Genomic DNA, 18,666 nt, shown 5'->3' with positions numbered 1-18,666 from the left:
CCTCCACCACCAGCAGCAGGGGTTGTTCGGCCGCCCGATCGCTCAGCAGAGTCAGCAGCGCCGAACCGATCAGATATTCGTTCGGTGCGGCCGCGTCCACGAATCCGAGCGCGGCGTTCAGCGCCGCGGCGTGGGTGGGTGGCAGCGCATCGAGACCGGACCGCAGCGGGAAGACGATCTGATGCAATCCCGCATACGGCAGTTGCTGTTCGGCCTCGGTCGCGGTCACGGCCACGGTCCGGACACCGGCCAGCGTGGCCATCGCCGTAACTTCCTGCAGCAGTGCGGTTTTACCGATCCCCGCTTCACCCGCGATGACGACGACGCCGCCACGCTCCTCGATGCCGGCGATCGCTTCGTCCAGATATTTGAGTTCCGATTCCCGGCCGACCAGCGACATCCGTGAACACTCCTGTCCGGTCCCGGCGCCCGGCGACGCCGGTCACCGCGGGGCGATAGCAACACGCCGAGTGAACTCGGCACACTGTCGACAATATCGGTTCTCCGGATGGCCGAGCTGACTCCGGGCGCGAGCACCGGCCGGGAAACAGATCAGAACGCCGCCGCGACGGCAGCGGCGATGAACACCACCTGCACGGCCGTGCGCAACGGCAGCGGCATGGTCTTGATCCCCAGATCGGCCCGGGCGGCCCGCACATTCGCCGGGAACACCGCGATCAGCAGCACGACCAGCCCGGCGGCCGCGACGGGCGCGACGGGCGGTACCAGGAGTCCGACCGCGCCCGCTGCCTCCAGGACACCGGTCAGCGTCACCAGCCCGGCGGCCGACGGCAGCCCGGGCGGGACCATCGCGATCAGCGCGTCGCGCCGCGGCTGCTGGAAGTGCGCCGACGCGGTCAGCAGGAACATCGCGGCCAGTCCGACGCGCAGGGCGTGCGGCCACGAATCGAGCCAGTCGGCGAGGTCGATCGCACCGGCGAGCCGGGCCAGCGCGGTGACGACGGCGAGTACGACGAGCGGGGCCATGAGACACCCTCCGGATCGGTCCATCTTGACACTGTCAAGATTAAAGCTGTCGCGGCGACCTGTCAACGGACCAGGGCAATCCGACCTCGCCTTTTCCGCGAGATACGGTCCGGCTGTTATCGTCGGGGCGGAGTCGGTAGATCAAGGAGACCAGACATGGTTGGTGAACTCGACATCTCCGGATAGACCCGGAAGTGACGGCCACCGGTAGGCGCACGCGGCGCCGCCGACGTGGCCATGTCGTCGTTCACCCGATCACCTCGTGGCGCGGTCGCGCCGTGCCACAACGACTTTCGAGGTCTCACTCATGTCCGATGCCTACATCGTCTGTTCGAATCTGTCGTTCACCTGGCCCGACGACACTCCGGTGTTCCGGGATCTGTCCTTCTCCGTGCCGGGCGGGCGGACCGGCCTGGTCGCACCCAACGGCGCCGGAAAGACCACCCTGCTGCGGCTGATCGCCGGCGAGCTGACCCCCTCGGCGGGCAGCATCACCGTCGACGGCGTCCTCGGATACCTGCCGCAGAATCTGCCGCTGACCGGAGAGCTGACCGTCGCCGAAGTCCTCGGCATCGCACCGGTGCTGGCCGCGCTGGCCGCCGTCGAATCCGGCGACACCGACGAGCGGCACTTCACCACCATCGGCGCCGACTGGGACATCGAGGAACGCACGCGCGCCCAACTCGACCGGCTCGGACTGGGCGAGTTGCCGTTCGACCGGCGGCTGCACACCCTCAGCGGCGGGCAGATCGTCTCACTCGGACTGGCCGCCCAGCTGCTGCGGCGACCGGACGTGCTGCTGCTCGACGAACCGACCAACAATCTCGACCTGGAGGCCCGTCACCAGCTCTACGACGTGCTCACCGACTGGAACGGCTGCCTGCTGCTGGTCAGCCACGACCGCGCCCTGCTCGACCGCACCGATCGCATCGCCGAACTCCACGACGGCGAAATCCGTTATTACGGAGGCAGTTTCACCGACTACGAACAGGCGGTGCAGGCCGAGCAGGCGGTGGCGGAAAAGAACATCCGCACCGCCGAACAGGAGGTCAAGCGCGAGAAGCGGGAATTGCAGCAGGCCCGCGAACGCGCCGCGCGCCGTGCGAGCAACGCGCAACGCAATCTCGGCAACGCCGGACTGCCGAAGATCTTCGCCGGCACCATGAAACGCAACGCCCAGCAGTCGGCGGGACGCGCGAACGAAACCCACGGCGCCCGTCTCGACGCCGCGAAGAACCGCCTCGACGAAGCCGGGCGGGCGTTGCGTGAGGAACAGCGCATCGTGCTGAACCTGCCCGATACCGAGGTCCCGGCCGGGCGCACCCTATTCGCCGCCGAGCACATCCGGTTCCGTTTCGGCGACCGCGAATTGTTCGCCGGCGAGGGCGCCGATCTGGCCATCCGCGGACCCGAGCGCATCGCCCTGACCGGTCTCAACGGCGCGGGCAAATCCACACTGCTGCGCATCGTGCACGGCGACCTCACCCCCGACAGCGGGAGCGTCACCCGCGCCGACGGTCGCATCGCCTACCTGTCCCAGCGGCTGGACCTGCTCGACCCCGACCGCACCGTGGCGGAGAATCTGGCCGCCGCCGCGCCGCATCTGCCCGCCGCGCAGCGGATGAACCTGTTGGCGCGCTTCCTGTTCCGCGGCGCCCGCGCCCACCTGCCGGTCGGTGTCCTCTCCGGCGGGGAGCGACTGCGGGCCACCCTGGCCTGTGTCCTGTTCGCCGAACCCGCGCCGCAGCTGTTGCTGCTCGACGAACCCACCAACAACCTCGATCTGGTGAGCGTGGGCCAGCTGGTCGGCGCCCTGGAGTCCTATCGGGGCGCGATCGTGGTCGTCAGTCACGACGAACGGTTCCTCGCCGAGGTGCGGGTGAGCCGCCGGCTGCGACTCGCGGACGGCCGCCTGCTCGACGACAACGCCACCGCGACACCAGGACACGAACCGCCGCACCGGTGATACTCGGCCGGTACGGCGTCCCCGGACACGCGAACGGCCCGTCCCTTGCGGCGGATTCTTGGGGTCGTTGCAACACGTGGTGGGTTGTCAGGCCGCGAGTAGTTTATGCAAACGCTCGGCTGGGGTTTGCCAGCCGAGCGTTTTGCGTGGGCGGCCGTTGAGTTCGGTGGCGACGGCAGCGAGGTCGTCGCGGCTGTGTCGGGACAGGTCGGTGCCTTTGGGGAAGTACTGACGCAACAGGCCGTTGGTGTTCTCGTTGGAACCCCGTTGCCAGGGACTGGCAGGGTCGCAGAAGTAGATCGGGATGTCGGTGGCGAGGGTGAATGCGTGGTGAGTGCCCATTTCCGAGCCCTGGTCCCAGGTCAGCGACCGGATCAGATGCGCGGGAAGGGTTTTCACAGTCTCGGTCAGTGCGGCACGCACTGCTTCGGCGCTGCGACCGTGTGGCAGGTGCAGCAGCATCACATAGCGGGTACTGCGCTCGACCAGGGTGCCGATCGCTGTTTCTTGGTTCTTGCCGATGATCAGGTCGCCTTCCCAGTGTCCGGGAACTGCGCGGTCTTCGACCTCGGCGGGCCGGTCACTGATCATGATCATCGGGTGGGTGAACCGTGGGCGGCGTGCCTCGACGCGGCGGTGAGGTTTTCGTATCGTGCGGCCGGTGCGCAGGGCGCGGGCCAGTTCGCGACGCAGTTCACCGCGCCCTTGAACGTAGAGTGCCTGGTAGATCGTTTCGTGGGCCACATGCATCTCCGGCCGGTGCGGGAATTGTGCACGCAGAGCCTGGCAGATCTGTTCGGGGCTCCATCGCAGCGCCATGCGGCTGGCGATGAACCGCCCCAGCTCGGGAATCGTGTTGATCTTGCGTGCTTTCGGCCTCGGCCGCCGCGCGTCGGCGCGGGCCTGGGCCGCGTGGGGACGATAGGCGCCGCTACCAGGATGACAGTTACGGCGGACCTCGCGACTGATTGTTGAGGGGTGACGCCCCAGCTCGGCCGCGATCACACGGATCGAACCGCCCTCACGCAGCCGGTCGGCGATGTGGATTCGGTCGGCTTCGTTGAGATATCTCCCAGGAACCGACGGCGGCGCCACCGAACGAATCGGTAGCGCCGCCCTGTTCCGGCCACACGCGTTGCGGCCGTTGCGCCATCGCCTGCCGGTCTTCTCGTTGATCCCGACAATCCGGCAGGCTTCCTTGTTGCCCAGCCCCTGCTCCATGAGACGCAAGTATTCAACGCGCTCACCAGTCAGCGGACGACGTCCTCGCGACTTGCCCCGGTCAGATCGAACCTCGAACTCCATTGCACCCCTCGAACTGGGGTGTTGCAACGACTCCTAGAACCCACCTGCGGTGACGGGCCGTATCGATCCCCGGGGTGTTACCGCACGGTGACGGTCATCGAGAACCGCTGGCCCGGGTTGGCCTGATCCCACGGCCGCACCGACACCAGGCTCAGCCGGGTGCTGCCGGCGCGGGCAGCGGTGAAGGTCCACACACTGGTACCGGGCGCGCCCGGCATCGAGCTGCCCGGCCGGAACACCGGGTCGCCCTCCTGGGCGAGCACCCCGCGGTCGACCTCACCGATCTGCCAGACGTAACCGGTCGTCGGGTTGTCGGGCAGGGCCACCGCCAGTTCCTGACCGACGTCGAGGGTCGTGGTCCCGCCGTCGCCGTCGGTACCGACGATGATCGGCTCCGATACCGCCTGCACGGCACCGGGCACCGCGGGAATCGGGTCGGCCCCGGCAACCGCATTCGCCCCACCGGCCGCCAGCGCCAGACCGAACACAACCATCAGCAAAGGTGTACGCACCGCATTCCTTCCATATTCAAACGGGCGTCCACACCCTACAGTCGTGCTCAGCTCAGCAACGCCAAACCGCCATAGGCACCGGAGAATTCGGGATGCTCCCCCACGTCGGCCGGATTGTCCGGCCGCCACAACGGCAGATGCACCAGTCCTGGTTCCAGCAACGGCCAGTCGTGGAAGAATCCCGCGATATGGTTTCTGTCGCGCAGCACGATCTCGGTCGAGGTGCGCCCCGAGAGCTTCTGCGCCTCCAGCACTTCGACCGGCTGCCCGTCGGCGGTGGCATGGGTGATCGCCAGATAGCTGCCCGGGGCGACGGCCCGCTGCAGCCGTGCCACACATCCCGCCGGATCGGCCTCGTCCGGGACGAAATGCAGCACTCCCAAAAGCAATACGGCGATCGGCCGGTCGAAGTCCAGCACCTCCCGCACCAGCGGATCGTTCAGAATCGTGTCCGGCTCGGCGACATCGGCCTGCACGACCGCCGCATGCGGGTTGCCGTTCAGAATCGCCCGGCTGTGCGCCACCGCCACCGGGTCGATATCGACGTAGACGACCCGCGCCTGCGGATTGCGCGCCTGCGCCACCTCGTGCACATTGCCGACGGTCGGAATGCCCGAGCCCAGATCCAGGAATTGCGTGATACCGGCGTCGACCAGATGACGCACGCAGCGACGCAACAGATCTCGGTTGGCGCGCATGGTTTCGGCGACATTCGGAGTGAACGATTCGATCTGGCGTGCCAGTGTGCGATCGATCTCGAAATTGTGCATCCCGCCGACGAAATAGTCGTACACCCGGGATGCGCTGGGCCGATCCAGGTCGATGCCTTCCGGCGCCCAACTAGGTCTGGTCATCGCAACCTCTCTGGAACTGAACCCCGCCGGAAGGCGAAGCCACGCAATCGTATTCGACACACGTGCGAAACTCCCGCGGTTCACATGAAGTCCACGCCCCGGCTACCATCATCGACATGGCGTGGGATGGGTCCGAACACGACGGTCCGCACGCCGACCTGGCGCACCGATGGGCAGCGGCGCTCGGCGGCGGGGTCCGCGATCACGTCGTACCCATGAGCGTTTCCGAGGCCCACCAGTTGCTGCTCACCCTCGCCCGGGGGTTGACCGACGCCGCCGACTCCGGCGGTACCGCGCGGGTCGCCGAACTGGGCGGCGATCTGGCCCGCGCTCATTTCGTCGGCGACGAGGTTCTCGGCCGCACCATGACGGTGCTGGCCACCTACTTCGCCGAACTCGACATCGGCTCGGGACGGGCCGCGGAACTGATCGGCGCGTTCGCCGGCGGTTACGTTCGAGCGTTCCGGGCATGGCTGCTCAGCGAACAGGAAAGTGTGCGCACCGCCGATATCGCGGCGCGCAGTGTGGTGGAGGAACAGTTGCGTGCCAGTGAGGCCCGATTGCGGGCCGTGTTCTCCCAGGCCGGGATCGGCACGGGGCTGTCGGATATGACCGGCCGGATCATCGAGGTCAACAACGCGTTCGCCGCCATGCTCGGCTACGAACCGGAACAGATGTACGAACTCGAGGTCACCGACCTCACCCATCCCGACGATCCGCCGGGCATGTGGGAGCTGTACGCGGGGGTGCTGCGCGGGGATCACGAACATGCGCAGATGGAGAAGGCCTATCGCCATCGCGACGGGCACACCGTGTGGACCAATATCAACGTCTCGCTGATCCGTGACGATCACGGCCGGCCGCAGTACACGCTGGTCCTGGTCGAGGACATCTCCGAACAGCGCGAGCTGCGCGAGCGGCTCAGCTACCGCGCCCATCACGATCCGCTCACCGGGCTGGCCAACCGGTCCCGGTTCTTCGACGCCCTCACCGAAGCCTTCGCCGACCCGGACGCGCGGGTCGGCCTGTGCTACGTCGACCTCGACCATTTCAAGGCCGTCAACGACACCTTCGGCCATTCCATCGGCGACGAACTGCTCACCCGTGCGGCGGCCCGGCTGTGCGCGTGCGCGGTCGGGGAGAACAATCTCGTGGCCCGCATGGGCGGCGACGAATTCGTCATCCTGGTGCCCCGCACCCGACGCCGGCGCGAACTGATCGATCTGGCCCGCACGGTGCTCGACGCGTTCACCGTGCCGTTCGACATCGACGGGCACCGGTTGCGGATCGGCGTCAGCATCGGCGTCATCTCCGAACAGGCCGCCGAAACCACCACCGAAGAGCTGCTGCAGGCCGCCGATTCGACCATGTACTGGGCCAAGACCGACGGCCGCGGCCGCTACGCGGTCTTCGACCCCAGCCGGCGCCGCCGGGAGCACACCCGCGCCGAACTGCTCGCCGATCTCCCGGGCGCGCTGGCCCGCGGCGAATTCTTCCTCGACTACCAGCCGATCGTCGATCTCGGCGACCATCGGCCGGTCGCGGTGGAGGCGCTGGTGCGCTGGCACCATCCCCAGCTGGGAATTCTCAGTCCCGCACGGTTCATCGACCTGGCCGAGGGCGGCGGCCACATCATCGCGCTCGGCACGGTGGTGCTGGAGCAGGCGTGCCGGGAGGGCCGGCGCTGGTGCGACCGCTTCGGCGACAAGGCGCCCGTGGTCAGCGTGAACGTGTCGGCGGAGGAGGTCGCCGATCCGGCCTGGCTCGAACGGGTGCAGAAGATCGTGGCCGATACCGGAATCCCGCCGGACCGGCTGCAATTGGAACTCACCGAGCGCACCTTCATGCATGCGATCGGGCGGCCGCTGCAAGCGCTGCACACCCTCGCCGAATCCGGAATCCGCATCGCCATCGACGATTTCGGCACCGGCTATTCCAACCTCGCCTATCTGGGCCAGCTTCCGCTGCACGTGGTGAAACTGGCCGGGCCGTTCATCCATCGCATCCGCAATGCCGGCACGGTCGGCCGCAGCGATCTGCTGATCCTGGAGACGATCATCGACCTCAGCCACGATCTGGGTCTGAGCGTGACCGCCGAATGTGTGGAGACCCGGCATCAGGCCGATCGGCTGCTCGGACTGCAGTGCGATACCGCCCAGGGCTGGTACTTCCACCATCCGGTGCACGCCGACGTGATCGCGGATCTGCTGGCCCGCGAACTCGTCGAACCCGGGTCGCTGCCGCTCGAACTGCCGGGCTCGCTGCCGAATCCGCACGGCCGCTGAGCATGACGCACGCGGGCGGTGCGGTGGCCGTCGCCGGTCACCGCACCGCCCGCGTTCAGCCCGGAATCAGTACGCGGTACCACCGGTGGCCGCGCTGCGACCGTGCTTCATGAACACGACACCCACGAGCGCGATCGCCGCGGACACGGCCACGAAGTAGAAGCCCAGCTCGTATCCGCGGTCGGCGAACAACAGCGGAATATCCTTGGTGGCCACATGATTTCCCGCCACCGAGATATCGGCGCGCACCGGATTGGCGTTGAGGAAGGCGGTCGCCACCGCGATGCCGATCGCGGCGCCCATCGACTGCATCACCCCGAGCATGCCCGCGCTGATGCCCTGCTGTTCGGCCGGAACGCCCTCCACGATGAGGTTCGGCGTCGAGGCGTAGTACAGGCCGAAGGCGAGGCCGTACACGGCGCTGATCAGCGCGATCACACTCCAGCCGTGATCGAGGACCGCGTAGGCCAGCCCGCTGAGCACCATCACCACCAGCGCCGACATCAGCGGCATCCGGGCGCCGGAGCGGCGAATCCAGAAGCCGCCGATCAGGCCGGCGATCATGCCGATCACCGCCTGCGCCAGCGCCACGTGCACCGCATATCCGAGCAGCGTCAGATTGTCGCCGTAGGTGTAGCCCGGATTCAGGCTCACCTGCACAGCCTGCGCCGGCAGCATCTGCCCGGTCTGGGCGTGGATCTCGGCGAGCGTGCCCTGCACGACACCGGCGGTGACGTCCGCCGCGGGCGGCGACTGGGTCATGTACCCCACCGCATAGCCCTGATATCCGATCGTGAACGACGCCAGCAGCGCGACGAACAGCACCACACTCACGCGCGGGTGGAACAGCAGCTTCATATCCATGATCGGTTGCCGCACACGCATTTCCACGATCGGGAAGGCGGCCAGCAGCACCAGCCCGCCGACCAGCCAGGCGAGCGTGGACGGCTTCGCCCAGCCCCAATCCTGACCCTTGTCCAGGTAGATCAGCGTCAGCACCGCACCCGCGGCCAGCAGCACCGCACCGATGAAGTCCAGCCGCTGCGGCGTGCGCAGCCGCGACTCCGGCACGATCAGCGCGACCAGCGGCAGCATGATCACGGTGAAGACGAACAGGAACCAGAAGATCGCTCGCCAGCTGTGGTGGTCGACGATGTAGCCGCCGATCAGCGGTCCGGCCACGGCCGAAACGCCCAGGCCGGTGGAGGCGACACCCAGCCCGATCGGCACATATTTGCGCGGCATGAGGTCGCGGATCAGGCCGTAGGAGATCACCGCGGTGGCGATCGCGGTGGCCTGCAGACCCCGGCCGAGCAGGAAGAGCATCCAGTTGCTGGTGATCGCGCACAGCGCGCAGCCGATCAGGAACAGCACCCCGCAGAGCATGAACATCCGCTTCTTGCCCCAGATGTCGCTCATCTTGCCGACGAGCGGTGAGGCCGCGGCGCCGATGACGCCGAAGATGATGATCGCCCAGTTGATGTTCGCGCCCTGGTCGGGGAAGGTCGGCGCGATCTGGCGCAGGGCCGCCGACACCATGACGAATTGCATGGGGGCGACCTCGGTGAACAGCACGATCACCGCGAGCACGGTGAAGATGCGAAGTTTGGACGCACCGTCGAGACGGCCGGTCGTATCGACCGGCTCCGACGGTGTCGTCGCTTCGAGGGAGGTGGACATGTGCCCTCCGGAGTGACAGGTGAACAAGATGGCGTGAACCGTGTCACATTCCGGGTGGTCCGAATATCACCGAACCCGCTCAGTGGGACCGAACTCGCGCATCTCGACGCCGTACGACACCGCGGCAGTGCACAATGCTCTGATGCTCGATGTGTACTACGGCTTGTTCCTGCTCTTGTTCGAAGGAGAGCGGCTGAGCCACATCTTCGGAGTAGCGCTCGACTCCGGAAATCTGTGCGGGTGAGAGGGTTCGACCGCCGCGCCGTGGCACCGGGCGGTCCTCACTCGCCGGCGGGCTTCGCTGCCGGCGGCTCCAGGATGTCGAGATAGTGCTCGACGAGAGCCGGCAGCTCCGCACGCCCCGGTGTGAAGTCGAAGTTGTTCTCCATCACGAGGATTCGCGGCAGGCTCGACGGCGGTGTGCTTCCTGGCGTCGGACGAGGCCCGCTACATCACCGGTCTGCCACTCACCGTCGATGCCGGCAGCACCCTGAAGTAACCGCCCGGTGTCGCCGCGGCCGAAAAGAGCTGGAATACGAAGGTATTCGTCGATTCCGAGGACGCGAGCACGGCCGCCGCGCAAGCGTGCCCGGAGTGGGGGATCGAGGCGCGCTAGGTGGTCGCGAGCAGGTCGTCCAGCAGCGACCGGGTATGGACGAGTCGGTCGATATCACCGGTGATCCTGCGACGCTCCACCTCCAGTCGTTCGCGGCAGCCGTCCAGCAGCAGGGAATCGCCGGACAGGCACGAGAGGATTTCGCCGATGAGATCCATGTGCAGGCCGGCCGCGAGCAGGGTGCGGATGTGCGCCACCGTGCGAATGTCGGAGTCACCGAAGACGCGGTATCCGGTGGCGGTTCGCTCCGGCTTCAGCACACCTCGTTCCTCGTAGTAGCGCAGTGCGCGCACACTCACCCCGGTTCGCTCGGCCAACTCTCCGATCTTCACCCGGCGCTCCGTTCACTGTGCGGACTTGACTCTCACGTCGACGTGAGAGTTTAGCGTCCCAGCATGCTTCGACTCGGCATCCTCATATTCTGCGTATTCAGCGTCACCACCGGCGAATTCGTCGTCGCCGGCATCCTGCCCGAGGTCGCCGCCGATCTCGGCGTCACCGTCGGCGCCGCCGGCCTGCTGGTCACCGCGTACGCGGTCGGCATGATCGTCGGCGGCCCGCTCCTCACCGCGGTGACGGCCGGCACCGACCGGAAACGGTTGATGGTGGCATTGCTGACCGTCGCGGTCGTCGGCAACACGGTCTCCGCTCTCGCACCCGACTTCCGATTGCTGCTGGCGGCCCGGTTGCTCACCGCACTGGTGACCTCGACATTCTTCGCCCAGGCCGTTGTGATCGCGGTGCAGTCCGCGACGCCCGAACGCGCCGGAACCATGGTGGCGCGGTTGGCATTCGGCATGAACCTGGCGATGATTCTCGGCGCCCCGATCGGCACCCGAATCGGCAGTCAGTGGGGGTGGCGGGCGACCTTCGCCACGATCGCGGTCGCATGCCTGATCGGACTGGTGGCGATCGCCCGGACCTTCCCCTCCGCGGCCGCTGCGGAACGGACCTCGGCCGTCGCCGAGTTGCGGGTCCTGCGGCGGGGGCCGGTGCTGGTGGCGCTGGCGATCACCGCGGTCGGCAACGTCGGAGCGCTGATGGTGTTCAGCTACCTCGCCCCGCTGCTCACGAACCTGGGCGGCCATCCCGCCGGACGCTTGCCACTGCTGCTGCTCGCCTACGGTGTCGGCGCGACCATCGGCAACCTCGTCGGCGGCACACTCTACGACCGCAACCCCCGGTTCGCCCAGCCCGCGCTGCTCGGGTTACTGGCCGTGACCTTCGTGGCAGCGTGGTTCGTCGCGACCGTCACCGCGCTCACCGTGGTCGCGGTGGTGGCGATCGGCCTGCTCGGCTTCGCCGTCATCCCCGGCATGCAGGCGCGCGTGCTGCGAACCGCCGCCGCAGCCCCCACGCTGGCCATGGCCGTCAACGCCTCCGGCTACCAGCTCGCCGCCGCCGCTGCGGGCCTCCTCGGCGGACTGATCGCCGACTCCCCCGCAGGCCCCCGCCCGCTCTATCTGGTCGCCGCCGGCCTCACCGCCTGCGGCCTGCTCATGACCGTCACCGCCACCCGTGCGTCCCACCCCGAAGACGCGGACGCGATGGCGCAGTGACCACGCCGCCACCCGGTGGCGCGCCGCGCGAGCGACACGCCGCCGGGTGGCGGTGCCGGCCGGACCGCCGACGATCCGCAGGGGAAACGTCGGCGAATCCGTGTCAGCCGATGTTCGCCGACAGGTCCGGAGCCATCCGGTACACCTCGTCACGCCAGTTGTTCCAGGCGTGGATGCCCGCGGCCGGGAAGTCGTAGGCGATGTTCTGCGCGCCCAGGGATGCCATCCGCACCTGGAATGCGCGGGTGTTCACCAGCGCCAGACCCTCGAGTCCCATGCCGTTGACGGTGCCCATATTCGGTCCGTCGGTGGCGGTGGGGATGCCGCTGCCGGCCGAGATCCACAGCCGCGTGTGGTTCTGAATCAGCCTCGGCGCGAAGACGAACGGGTCCATCCGCAGCCACTGCGGGCCCCACGGCGGAGCCATCGCATCGACGTTGTAACCGCCGGCATCGAGCATCGCGACGCGGATCGCCTCGCGCATACCCGGCGCCGAGATGTTCAGGTACCCGGAGAAGGAGCCGGCGAAGCTGAACTGGTCGGGATGGTAGGCGGCCAGGGTCAGCGCGGCACTACCGCCCATCGACAGGCCGAAGACGCCGTTGCGGTCGGCCCGGAATCCCAGGCGGTCACGCAGCGCGCCGCGCAGATTCTGCGTCAGGAAGGTCTCCCACTTGTAGGTGTAGGACTTACCCGGCCCGGCCGAAAACGCCTGCAGCGCACCGGATCCCGATGTCGAACCGGACGAGGAGCCCGAGCCCGGCGCAACGCCGAGGAAGCTGGACGGCGCGTTCCAGTCCGCGTAGAAGCTGGACTGACCGCCGACCGGCATCACCACGTTGATATTCCACGAGGTCAGCAGGCGGGCGATATCGGTCTCGATCTCCCAGCCGTTGAGGTCTTCGCGCGCACGCATACCGTCGAGGGCGTAGACGACGCGGTCGGTATTGCCGTCGGCGGCGCGGAAGACGCGCGATTTGACCGGCCCCATACTCGAATCGACCCAGAAGTCGAAGCCGGAGGGATCGAAGGCCGCCGCGGCCCGCGGGAGCTGGCCCGATACCGCCGCGGTCAGCGGCACGAACAGAGCCAGGGCCAAGGCGAGCAGGGTCCGCCCCGGCGTCGCACCGGAGCGGCCGGATCTCTGCCGACGCAATCTTCGCATGTCACAGCAACCTTTCGTGATCGAACGCCGCAGGCCGTGCCCCCGCCCGGCCGCGACGGTGCCCAGTGCCGCCGCCCCGACCCCCTGTCTCGCCGGGGCCCGCCGCACTGCGCGTGTCACGCCCGTATCGACCCCCCGTTAGGCACCGTTACTGAAATGTGATGTTTATTTCCGACCGATCGGTTTCGCATAACAGACATGACGGTCACGCGACGGAGACGTCCGGCGTCCGCGCTTCCGGATCGTCCAGCGAGATGGTGCGCGCGACCTTCTGCGGCGCCCCGCCGATCAGTCCGCGCCACGGCAGGTAACGCAGCATCCGCACGTTGAGGTTGCGGAACCCGATCATCGCCTTGCTGCTGGGCGCGTACCACGCGCCGACACCCTCGGCGAACTTCTGACAGGCGTCGACCATCGGTCGCATCCGTTCCTCATAGCGCGCGAACGCCGCCCGATGATCATCCCGAGCCGCGGCCAGTTCGGCGGCCAGCACATAGGCGCCGACCAGCGACAGATCCGCCCCCTGCCCCGACAGCGGCGACGCGCAGTAACCCGCGTCGCCCACCAGGGCGATCCGGCCCGACGACCACGTCTGCATCCGGATCTGAGCCATCGCATCGAAGTAGAAGTCCGGCGCCGCGGGCAGATGCTCGAGCAGCATCGGCACCGCCCACCCCTCACCGGCGAAGGTTTCGGAGAGAATCTCGCGCTGACGCGCAGTGTCGCGGTAGTCGTAGTCGAGCCGGTCCGAGGCCCACGCGAAGATCGCCTTCGCCTCGATGTTCGATCGCGCGCTGTAGCTACCGGCGATCTTGCCGGGCGAGTTGTAGTCGAGCTCCCAATGGTCCAGCTCGAGCACATTGGGGATCGTGTAGATCGAGATGTAGTAACCCATGTGACGCAGGAACTGCGACTCCGGCCCGAACACCAGCGTGCGAGTGTTCGAATGCACGCCGTCGGCGCCGATCACCAGGTCGAACGTGCGCGGTGCCGCGTTCTCGAAGATCACGTGCACACCGCCCTCTTCCTGCGTGAGCGCGGCGATCGAATCGCCGAACAGATACTCGACGTCGTCGCACGTCGCCTCGTACAGCACCTCCGCCAGGTCGCCGCGCTGGATCTCGGTATCACCGTCCGCGCCGACGCCGTTGAAGGTCTCGCTGTCGATGCTCGCGCGCACCCGCCCACCCGCGTCGACGTAGGACGTACCGCGCTTGCCGGTGCTGCGTTCGTGCACCCGGTCCAGCAGACCCATCCGGCGAACCACCTCGGTGGCCGTGCCCAGCACGTCGATGGCCTGACCGCCGGCCCGCAACGCCGGGGCCTTCTCCACGACCGTCGGCTCGAAACCGTACCGGGCCAGCCAGAACGCGAGGGCCGGGCCCGCGATGCTCGCGCCGCTGATCAGGACTGTGGTGTTGCTCGTCTGGTGCATGGCGAAACCGTACAGCGAATTTGCGCAAACGCGCAAGACGTTTGTCTAAGGCGAATGCGCTACTCTGTCGGACATGGGAAATCGCGAGGATCTGCTGGCCGGAGCCCGGCAATGCCTCTTCGACAAGGGATACGACCGGACGACGGTGCGCGATATCGCCACGGCAGCCGGGGTGAGCATGGCCGCGATCGGCTACCACTTCGGATCCAAGGAGGCGTTGCTCGGCGAGGCGCTGGCCCAGGCCACCCGCGACTGGGGAACGGAATTGGCCGGCGCCGTGGCGGATTCACCACCGGCCACATCGCTCTCGGCCGGGCGATTCGAGGCTCGGTGGGACGCAGTGATCGACAGCCTCGCCACCCACCGCGGCCTCTGGTCGGCCACCTTCGACGCCTTGGCCCACCCGGAGATCCGGGACCGGCTCGCCGAGAACCTCGGGGAGGCACGCTCGGGCCTCGCACGACTGATCGAGGGACTCGACGAACCCACCGAGGAAGCCTCGCGCGCCACACCTCCGGCCACCGATGCCGAAGCGGTCGGCGCGCTGTATCAGGTGCTGCTCACCGGATTGGCGGCGCACCAGCTGATCGACGCGGAAAGCACGCCGCGCGGACGTGATCTCGCCCGCGCTATCCGGCTCGTCGCCGACCGGCTCGACGCGGAGGACCCTGCGTGATCATCCGTGACAGGATCGACGTATCCCCCTGCGCCGTAGGGCAATTCGAGCCCCCCGAAAGACGGCCACACAGCATCGGGTCGTCGGCGTCATTGGCCCCACCCTTTCCGCACCCGCACGGCGATACAGGGTGGAGGCCCACTCCCGGTTCCGAGTCCGAAATGCTCAGCGACCGACGCGAACCCGCATGACCCCGCCGACTACTTGTCCGGGAACCCGGCGGAAAATCCGGCGGCGATGAGTGCGGCGGCGATGACCGACAGGACGGCGATGCTCCACATGGCAAACCTCTTCGATTGTGGGCCAAGCGGTTTCACCGTAGCGTGATGCGGTTCACATCGTGACCGAAACGGGCGCATTCGAAAGCGCCGGCCCGCGTCCCCGAGTCCGCCCACCCAGAACACACCTCGCCGCACCTCACCGGCAGGTACCCCGCGATGCGATGGGCCGACCCGGTCGATGCCTTTCTTGTGAAAGTCGCCGCCGTGGCAGAGCCGGGCTTTCCCGAACATTCCGCACATACATGTTTCAATGCGCATATGCCCGTGAGGCAATGAACCCATCCGATCGGCCCGCTGAACTTCCATCGACGCGACCGGCAGAACGGCCGGTGCGGACGGAAAACCCGCCCGCACCGGCACTTCCACTACTTCTTCGAACGATCCCGCTTCTCCCGCACACGCACCGAGATGCGCACCGGGGAACCGTCGAAACCGAATTCCTCACGCAGGCGGCGCTCCAGGAAACGACGGTAGCCGGCCTCCAGGAAGCCGGTGGTGAACAGCACGAACGTCGGCGGCCGGGTGGTCGCCTGGGTCGCGAAGAGCACGCGCGGCAAGCGCCCGCCCCGCATCGGCGGCGGCGTCGCCGCGATGACCTCCTTGAGCCAGGTGTTGAGCCGGCCCGTAGGAATCCGCTTGTCCCAGGACTCGAGTGCGGTTTCCATTGCCGGAACGAGCTTTTGGACCGCGCGGCCGGTGTGGGCGGAGATGTTCACCCGCTGCGCCCACGGCACCCGCACCAATTCGCGCTCGACCTCACGCTCGAGCTGGTAGCGGCGATCCTCGTCGACCAGATCCCACTTGTTGAACGCGAGCACCAGCGCGCGACCGGCATCGGCGACCATGCCGATCACCCGCAGGTCCTGCTCGGTGATCGGTTCGGAGGCATCGATCAGCATGATCGCGACCTCGGCGGCCTCGATGGCGGCCTTGGTGCGCAACGAGGCGTAGAACTCGGTTCCGTCGGCGGTGCCGACCTTGCGGCGCAGACCCGCCGTGTCGACGAAACGCCATGGCTTGCCGCCCAATTCGACCAGCGAGTCGACCGGATCGACCGTCGTTCCGGCGACATCGTGCACCACCGAGCGCTCGTCACCGGACAGCTTGTTCAGCAGGCTGGACTTGCCGACATTCGGCTTGCCGACCAGCGCCACACGTCGCGGGCCCCCTCCCCCGGAACCCTCGCGCGGAGTCTCCGGCAGCACCGCCAGTACATCGTCGAGCAGATCGCCGGTACCGCGACCGTGCGCCGCCGACACCATCCGCGGCTCCCCCAGCCCGAGCGACCACAGCACGGCCGCATCGGCCTCGGCCTTCTCGCCGTCGACCTTGTTGGCGACCAGGATCACCGGAGTCTTGGAGCGCCGCAACGCCTTCACCGCCGCTTCGTCGGTCGCGGTCGCACCGACGGTGGCGTCCACGACCAGCAGAATCGCATCGGCGGTCTGCATCGCCAGTTCGGCCTGCCGGGCCACCGCCTGCTGCAGCCCCTTGGCGTCGGGCTCCCAGCCGCCGGTGTCCTGCACCAGAAATCGGCGTCCGGCCCAGCTCGCCTCGTACGACACCCGGTCACGGGTGACGCCCGGGATATCCTCCACGACGGCCTCGCGGCGGCCCAGGATCCGGTTCACCAGCGTCGATTTGCCGACGTTCGGTCGGCCGACGACGGCCACGGTGGGCATCGGCACATGCTCGTGCGCCTCCGCGTCGCCCTCGAAATCGGCGATCTCCCATTCGGTTTCGTCGGTCCAGATACCGTCGCCGGCGAGGGTGTCGGAGTTCGAACTCGGTGTCACACTCGGGCTCATCTACGCTCTCCCACCGTAATCTGCTGCGCCACAACCCGGTACAGCTCGTCGATGACCTGGTCCATGCTCAGCTCGCTGGTGTCGACCTGCACCGCGTCCGCGGCCGGGCGCAGCGGCGAGACCGCGCGGGTGGAATCCAGATTGTCGCGGCGCTGCACATCGGCCAGCACCGCCTCGTAATCGTCGCCGCGCCCCTCGGCGATGTTCTGCTGATTGCGCCGCGCCGCGCGGGCCTGCGCCGATGCGGTCAGATAGATCTTGGCATCGGCGTCGGGCAGCACGACCGTGCCGATATCGCGGCCTTCGACCACGATGCGCCCGGCCGCGGCCGCGATCTCGCGCTGCAGCGCGACGAGTTGCGTCCGCACCTCGGCCACGGCGGAGACGGCGGAGACCGCCTTGGTCACCGCGTCGCCGCGAATCTCGGACGAGACGTCCTCACCGTCGAGTTCGATCAGCTCGTGGCCGGGATCGGTGCCGATGGTGAGCGGCAGATCCTTGACCGCGGCCGCGATCTCGGCCGGATCGGTCAGCTCGACACCGCTGCGCAGCACCCGCAGCGTCGCGACGCGGTACATCGCGCCGGTGTCGAGATAGCGTGCGTCGAGCCGCGCCGCGAGCCGGCGCGACACACTCGACTTGCCGGTGCCCGAAGGCCCGTCCATGGCGACGACGAGTTCCGCGCCGGGGATGCCGTCGCCGATGCCGGATTCCACCACGTCACGGCCTCCTCGGATCCGATCGTCCAGCATGTCCACACCACTCACAACTCCACCGCCTCGTACAACTTCCCGATTTCGTCGCGGCCCAGCACTCGCAGGGTGCCCGACCGTTGATCACCCAGCGCGACCGGCCCGATATGGGTGCGAACCAGCGCGATCACCGGATACCCGACCTCCGCGAGCAGGCGCCGCACGATGTGCTTGCGGCCCTCGTGCAGGATCACACGGACCAGCGTCTTACCCTCGGCGACCTCGAGCACCTGGAATTTGTCGACCTTCGCCGGACCGTCCTCGAGTTCGACGCCCTCGCGCAGTTGCTTGCCGATGCCACGCTGCATTTCGCCCTGCACCGTCGCGAGATAGGTCTTCGACACCTGGAACGACGGGTGCATCAGCCGATGCGCGAGGTCGCCGTCGTTGGTGAGCAGCAGCAGACCCTCGGTATCGGCGTCGAGGCGGCCGACGTGGAACAGCCGCTGACCTGCCATCACCCGCTCGGCGACGATATCGCCGACACAGGGGCGGCCCATTTCGTCCGACATCGTCGACTGGAAGCCCTTGGGCTTGTTCAGCGCCAGATAGACCTGCTCGTCGCGAACCACGACGCGCACCCCGTCGACCCGCACCACGGCGGTATCGGGATCGATGCGCAGGCCCTGTTCGCGCACGACGGCACCGTCGACCTCGACGCGGCCCTGTTCGATGAGCTCTTCGGCCGCGCGGCGCGAGGCCACACCCGCCTTGGCGAGCACCTTCTGCAGGCGTTCGCCCTCACCCCACGGCAACTTCTTCGGACCGGACTGCTCGGCCTCGAC

17 protein-coding genes and 1 pseudogene are annotated in these 18,666 nt (G+C 67.8%); 5 read left to right on the top strand and 13 right to left on the bottom strand.

What is annotated here, in order from left to right:
* Together RJ03_RS10720 and RJ03_RS10715 are read right to left on the bottom strand one after the other, a co-directional pair.
* The coding region (locus RJ03_RS10720) for an ATP-binding protein (RefSeq protein WP_036500833.1) at nt 1-400 on the bottom strand (400 nt) is incomplete at its 3' end.
* 152 nt (nt 401-552) lie between these two features.
* Entirely contained in the window at nt 553-987 is a 435-nt protein-coding gene (locus tag RJ03_RS10715; RefSeq protein ID WP_036500831.1) for a DoxX family protein, read from the bottom strand.
* Nucleotides 988-1,294: 307 nt separating this feature from the next.
* On the opposite strand from RJ03_RS10715, the gene abc-f reads away from it, so the two are divergent.
* Nucleotides 1,295-2,953 (top strand): ribosomal protection-like ABC-F family protein, encoded by a 1,659-nt coding sequence (abc-f, locus tag RJ03_RS10710; protein WP_051024545.1) that lies wholly within the window; start codon nt 1,295-1,297, stop codon nt 2,951-2,953.
* An 87-nt stretch (nt 2,954-3,040) separates the two neighbouring features.
* Here the strand turns inward: abc-f and RJ03_RS10705 are convergent, their stop codons facing one another.
* From RJ03_RS10705 to RJ03_RS10695, 3 genes are all read right to left on the bottom strand, one after another.
* Nucleotides 3,041-4,258, bottom strand: coding sequence for an IS30 family transposase (locus RJ03_RS10705; RefSeq protein WP_036500829.1), 1,218 nt, complete (start codon nt 4,256-4,258; stop codon nt 3,041-3,043).
* A gap of 77 nt (nt 4,259-4,335) precedes the next feature.
* A complete protein-coding gene (locus tag RJ03_RS34950) occupies nt 4,336-4,770 on the bottom strand; it encodes a protease inhibitor I42 family protein (protein ID WP_157122416.1) in 435 nt (144 codons plus the stop codon).
* 47 nt (nt 4,771-4,817) lie between these two features.
* Nucleotides 4,818-5,624: an SAM-dependent methyltransferase gene (locus tag RJ03_RS10695; protein WP_036500827.1), complete on the bottom strand. Its 807-nt coding sequence runs from the start codon at nt 5,622-5,624 to the stop codon at nt 4,818-4,820.
* A 116-nt stretch (nt 5,625-5,740) separates the two neighbouring features.
* On the opposite strand from RJ03_RS10695, the gene RJ03_RS10690 reads away from it, so the two are divergent.
* Nucleotides 5,741-7,909, top strand: coding sequence for a putative bifunctional diguanylate cyclase/phosphodiesterase (locus RJ03_RS10690; RefSeq protein ID WP_063820357.1), 2,169 nt, complete (start codon nt 5,741-5,743; stop codon nt 7,907-7,909).
* Nucleotides 7,910-7,975: 66 nt separating this feature from the next.
* Here the strand turns inward: RJ03_RS10690 and RJ03_RS10685 are convergent, their stop codons facing one another.
* A complete protein-coding gene (locus RJ03_RS10685; protein ID WP_036500825.1) occupies nt 7,976-9,589 on the bottom strand; it encodes an MFS transporter in 1,614 nt (537 codons plus the stop codon).
* 409 nt (nt 9,590-9,998) lie between these two features.
* Between RJ03_RS10685 and RJ03_RS37075 the strand changes: the two are divergent.
* Nucleotides 9,999-10,088: pseudogene (locus tag RJ03_RS37075) on the top strand (SDR family mycofactocin-dependent oxidoreductase); the annotation flags it as partial.
* Between the two features lie 113 nt (nt 10,089-10,201).
* Here the strand turns inward: RJ03_RS37075 and RJ03_RS10680 are convergent.
* Nucleotides 10,202-10,537, bottom strand: a complete 336-nt coding sequence (locus RJ03_RS10680; RefSeq protein ID WP_036500823.1) for a MerR family transcriptional regulator — start codon at nt 10,535-10,537, stop codon at nt 10,202-10,204.
* Nucleotides 10,538-10,600: 63 nt separating this feature from the next.
* Here RJ03_RS10680 and RJ03_RS10675 point away from each other — a divergent pair, with 63 nt between their 5' ends.
* Nucleotides 10,601-11,764 (top strand): MFS transporter, encoded by a 1,164-nt coding sequence (locus RJ03_RS10675; protein WP_036500821.1) that lies wholly within the window; start codon nt 10,601-10,603, stop codon nt 11,762-11,764.
* 103 nt (nt 11,765-11,867) lie between these two features.
* Here the strand turns inward: RJ03_RS10675 and RJ03_RS10670 are convergent, their stop codons facing one another.
* Nucleotides 11,868-12,929 carry an alpha/beta hydrolase gene (locus RJ03_RS10670; protein WP_036500820.1) on the bottom strand — a complete coding sequence of 354 codons (1,062 nt, stop codon included), beginning with the start codon at nt 12,927-12,929 and terminating at the stop codon, nt 11,868-11,870.
* 205 nt (nt 12,930-13,134) lie between these two features.
* On the bottom strand, nt 13,135-14,364 hold the full coding sequence (locus RJ03_RS10665; RefSeq protein WP_036500818.1) for an FAD-dependent monooxygenase: 1,230 nt from the start codon (nt 14,362-14,364) through the stop codon (nt 13,135-13,137).
* A 73-nt stretch (nt 14,365-14,437) separates the two neighbouring features.
* On the opposite strand from RJ03_RS10665, the gene RJ03_RS10660 reads away from it, so the two are divergent.
* Nucleotides 14,438-15,040, top strand: coding sequence for a TetR/AcrR family transcriptional regulator (locus RJ03_RS10660; RefSeq protein WP_036500816.1), 603 nt, complete (start codon nt 14,438-14,440; stop codon nt 15,038-15,040).
* A 200-nt stretch (nt 15,041-15,240) separates the two neighbouring features.
* Here RJ03_RS10660 and RJ03_RS37070 read toward each other — a convergent pair whose 3' ends face one another.
* The 4 genes from RJ03_RS37070 to RJ03_RS10645 form a co-directional block, all read right to left on the bottom strand.
* Nucleotides 15,241-15,687, bottom strand: a complete 447-nt coding sequence (locus RJ03_RS37070; protein WP_157163395.1) for a hypothetical protein — start codon at nt 15,685-15,687, stop codon at nt 15,241-15,243.
* On the bottom strand, nt 15,687-17,129 hold the full coding sequence (gene der, locus RJ03_RS10655) for a ribosome biogenesis GTPase Der (protein WP_051024543.1): 1,443 nt from the start codon (nt 17,127-17,129) through the stop codon (nt 15,687-15,689). The genes RJ03_RS37070 and der overlap by 1 nt, the downstream gene beginning before the upstream one ends.
* Entirely contained in the window at nt 17,126-17,794 is a 669-nt protein-coding gene (gene cmk / locus RJ03_RS10650) for a (d)CMP kinase (protein WP_036500836.1), read from the bottom strand. The genes der and cmk overlap by 4 nt, the downstream gene beginning before the upstream one ends.
* 98 nt (nt 17,795-17,892) lie before the next feature.
* A partial coding sequence (locus RJ03_RS10645) for a pseudouridine synthase (protein ID WP_245552237.1) occupies nt 17,893-18,666 on the bottom strand: 774 nt, incomplete at its 5' end.

It is taken from the genome of Nocardia aobensis NBRC 100429 (assembly GCF_000308375.1).
Classification (GTDB): Bacteria; Actinomycetota; Actinomycetes; order Mycobacteriales; family Mycobacteriaceae; genus Nocardia; species Nocardia aobensis.
The sequence above is the reverse complement of the archived record's forward strand: the minus strand, read 5'-3'. Positions and strand labels throughout refer to the sequence as shown.